Annotated in this window: 2 protein-coding genes; one reads left to right on the top strand and one right to left on the bottom strand. The window is 49.7% G+C overall.

Annotation, left to right across the window (positions count from 1 at the left end; all coding sequences use genetic code 11):
* Positions 1-429 (top strand): cytochrome c oxidase subunit 3 (locus tag C7B77_RS25360; RefSeq protein WP_106311501.1); only part of this gene is annotated, 429 nt, incomplete at its 5' end.
* A gap of 141 nt (positions 430-570) precedes the next feature.
* On the opposite strand, the gene C7B77_RS25355 is transcribed toward C7B77_RS25360, so the two are convergent.
* Positions 571-3,999, bottom strand: a complete 3,429-nt coding sequence (locus C7B77_RS25355) for a hybrid sensor histidine kinase/response regulator (protein WP_146138514.1) — start codon at positions 3,997-3,999, stop codon at positions 571-573.
* Between the last annotated feature and the right edge of the window lie 59 nt (positions 4,000-4,058).

The raw sequence follows: 4,058 nt of genomic DNA, 5'->3' as shown, positions 1-4,058 counted from the left end.
CCAGCAGGCACACCCAAGCTCGAATTACTGCTGCCCGGTGTAAACACAGTCATCCTGATTGCCAGTAGCTTAGTCATCCATCAAGCCGATACAGCGATTAAAAAGAATGACGTTAAAGGCTTGCAATTGTGGTTTGGGATTACTGCTCTAATGGGTATTGTTTTTTTAGGCGGACAGTTGTACGAGTACAGTCATTTAGAATTCGGACTCAGAACGAATTTGTTTGCCAGTACCTTCTATGTTTTGACTGGATTTCACGGCTTACACGTCACCGTCGGCGTACTATTGATTTTATCGGTGTTATGGCGATCGATGAAACCCGAACATTACGGTACAAATAATCATTTCGGTGTCGAAGCTGCCGAAATTTATTGGCATTTTGTCGATGTAATTTGGATTATCTTATTTATCTTGTTATATCTACTGTGAATCTCTCAATTTTTGAGAATATGCGATCGCGGAGCATTATGCTCCGCGTTTTTTTTATGCGATCGGCACGCACAGAAATCGATGCGGAAATCTTGAGAACTTGTGGCAGAAGAAAGTCCTATAGAGAGTGACAAAAGTGGGTTATTTGCCTACTACTTCCGTCAAGGTAGCAAGTAATTCTTGTTCTTTAAATGGTTTGGCGAAGTAGCTACTAGCACCGAGATTCATCGCAATTTTGCGGTGTTTATCGCCACTACGGGAAGTAAGCATTAACACGGGGATATTTTTGAGGTGAGGGATACCTTTGACGGTGGCGAGGAAGCCGTAACCATCCATCCGAGGCATTTCCACATCGCAGACAACCGCTTGTGCTTGGAGACCAGCTTGGAGTTTCTCGATCGCTTCTTGACCGTCTTTGGCTTGCTCGACTAGGTATCCAGCCTTTTCGAGTGTCAAGGCGACAAAGCGACGGACATTGATCGAATCATCGACAATCAGAATGCGCTGTTTTTGGGCTGGAGTTGCGGAACGGGTGACTATGCTGGTGTCATCAGTCCGGAAATCGAGAGTACTGACGCTAGGTTTGGGTACTGCAAAATCGCCATCGATCCAGCGGATCAAATCGATCGCATCGACGAGGGGCACGATCCGACCATCGCCGAGAATCGTACAGCCAGTAAATCCGGGCGGCATTTGAATATTACCTTGCGGTTGGCGAATGGTAACTTCTTGTTCGCCCCAGAATTTATCGATGACGACGGCGACTACATCCTGTCCTTGGTCGATCGTTAAGACTGTCGGACGATCGATCGTCGGGGTATTGGTGGTGGCTACTTGAGGCGTAACTGGGGGTAAATGCAGGTACTGAGCGGGTTCGATCAGCCGCATGGTGAAGTTTTCCCATTGCAGCATTTTTTGTCCGGCAGTACTGATGATGCGATCGGGATCGAGGAGGACGATTTCTTCGACGATGTTGCTAGGAATTGCCAGCCACAGACCATTGACTTCGACGATGAGGACGCGGACGACAGAAAGGGTGAACGGAACTGTGATGGTAAAAGTACTACCTTTACCGAGTTTGGTATCGACAAAGACATCCCCCCGCAGGGCGCGAATGTTGGTACGGACGACATCCATCCCGACACCGCGTCCAGATAGATCTGTGAGCTTGTCGGCGGTACTAAAGCCGGGTTCAAAAATCAGATCGATCAGTTCTTGGTCTTTAAATTTGGCGATTTCGCGATCGTCGATGCCCATTTTCTTGACTTTGGCACGGATTTTATCGAGGTCGATGCCGCCGCCATCATCTTTGATGGTAATCATGGTCTGGTTACCGCGATAGGTCGCACTAATTTCGATCGTGCCGATGTCTGATTTATTATTAGCACGGCGGACGGCACTGGTTTCGATCCCATGATCGAAGGCATTGCGGACTAGGTGCATCAACGGGTCGTTGAGAGCTTCGAGGATACTGCGCTCGACGAGAGTGGTACCGCCTTTGAGTTGGAGATCGATCGGTTTGGCATGTTCGATCGACAGGTTCCGCATCGCTCTAGGAAAGCGATTGAACAGTTCGGAGATCGGGCGCATCCGCACCTGCGTCAAGCCCGTTTGGAGCTGCTTGGCCGTCCGGTTGAGGTCGCGGTTGGTGCGCTCGGTGTCGTTGAGTTGGAGATCGAGGTCGGTGGTGAGTTCTTCGATTTGGACGATATTGTCCATCACTTCCTGGGAGAGGACGTGCAAATCGCTATACCGATCGAATTCGAGGATATCTAGTTGGCTGGTAAAATTGGCCGAAAGGCTAGCATCCTCCTGAATCCAAGTTGCTGTGGGATCTGGGGCTTTGGTACTGCTGCTGCTAATGTCATAAGCTTCGGCGAGTTTGAAGTTGGACTGCTCTAGCTGTTTGACTTTGGATTGAAGATTGAGCACCAATTGACGCAAGGCTTGGAGGTTTAGATTTAAACCATTGCGATCGATCGTCAGTTCGCCAAATAAGTTGCCAATTTCTTCGAGTTGTTTGCTGGCAACCCGAATGGTTTGTTCGGCAACTGGAGCGGTAGGGTTGGAGCTAGTGATGCCAGATTTGTCCCGATTGTGGTGGGGGAGATCGTCGATAACTTCTGGTGCGGCATCCAAGGCACTGAGTAGTTCTGCTGCTTCTTGGGCGAGCCGATCTTCTTTGGGCTTAGGATTGATTTTGAATACGGCTGATGAGATATCGGTGGGACTATCTTCTGATAAAAAGCCAGATAGAGCTGATAATAACTCTGGTGCATCGGTATCGAGGCCGAGATCGCCGCTGAGATCGAGCATTTCAAAAGCATCGACGATATCGGCTTCTGGGTCGGGGACGATCGTAATTTGGGTATGGATCGATGAATATTGTTCGCTGGTGTCTAGTTCTTCGATCGTAATGCTATTGGCGATCGTGCCAAAGTTTGCTTCATCGACGCTGGCTCGATCTCCGCTGAATCCATCCGATTTTTGCTCGTTAGTCTCGAATGCGTCTAGCTCGCTACTGTCGGTGATCGTCGAGAACGCAGGTAGGTTCGGAATCGCTACATCGGCAAAGGGATCGGTTAAGGTCGGCAGATCGTTCGCGCTCATATGCTCCTCAAAGAGCATCGCGTACTCGTTAGCGATATCTGTATTGCCACCAAGATCGGCAAGTGTCACTGGCGGATCCAGTGCAAAATCTTGAAGGTCGAGTGAGTCGCGATCGGTTGTCGGTGGCTGAACCTCAAAATCGCTCCATTCGGGAATAGTCTCAGCATCGCTCAGAGCCATAATGCCCGAACCAGCTAGTTCGATCTCGCAGGGGAGATTGGTTGTTTGCCCGATTAAGACCATTGCTTGAGTGCGTCGCCAAGCAGCTAGAGCGAGTGCGGCGATCGATCGCAGTTGATGGGGTTGGGACTTGAGATGATGGAGGATCGACTCTGATAACTTGCCGAAAGCAGGCAATTCGACCATTTCGGCCAATCCACCCAGATCTTCGGCACTCATCAGCAACTCGTCATACAAGCTGCCAGAGTCCTCATTATTAATAGATATTTCTAATTGTGATATTGCGCGTTCGACTTCAGTCTCGAACAAAAAGGTGAGGACGTCTTCGCCAGATTCGGAGGCGAGCATATTCGCTTCGTCTTCAGGATTGAAGTCGCCCAATCGCTCTCGTAAGCTAGCGAACAACGGCTCGACTTGAGTAGCCAACCACTCGCGATCGGCATCTTGCCCCTGACGATTGAGCGCGACGATTTGCCGCAACTTATCGATCGTCGCCAGCATCAATTGCTCGACTCGGCCATCGGGTGGCTCGGACTTGCCATACTGGATAATTTTGAAATAATCCTCCAGATGGTGTCCCAAACCCGCCAGGGTCGTATAGCCCATCATCCCGGCACCACCTTTGATCGAGTGTGCCGCCCGCAGGAGTGCGTCCAACTGCTTGCCTGTGACTTTACCAGTACCCAGTCCCAGCAGTCCCGATTCGATCGTATCTAAATAATCCGTCGCTTCGTCCAAAAATTGGAGCTTGACTTGTTGTTCTTGATCTGAAGTAATCATCGGGAGAGGGTGAATAGTGAACAGTGAACAGTGAACAGTGAACAGTGGATAGCTAATAG

The organism is Chamaesiphon polymorphus CCALA 037 (genome assembly GCF_003003845.1).
In the GTDB taxonomy this organism is placed as follows: Bacteria; Cyanobacteriota; Cyanobacteriia; order Cyanobacteriales; family Chamaesiphonaceae; genus Chamaesiphon; species Chamaesiphon polymorphus.
The sequence above is the reverse complement of the archived record's forward strand: the minus strand, read 5'-3'. Positions and strand labels throughout refer to the sequence as shown.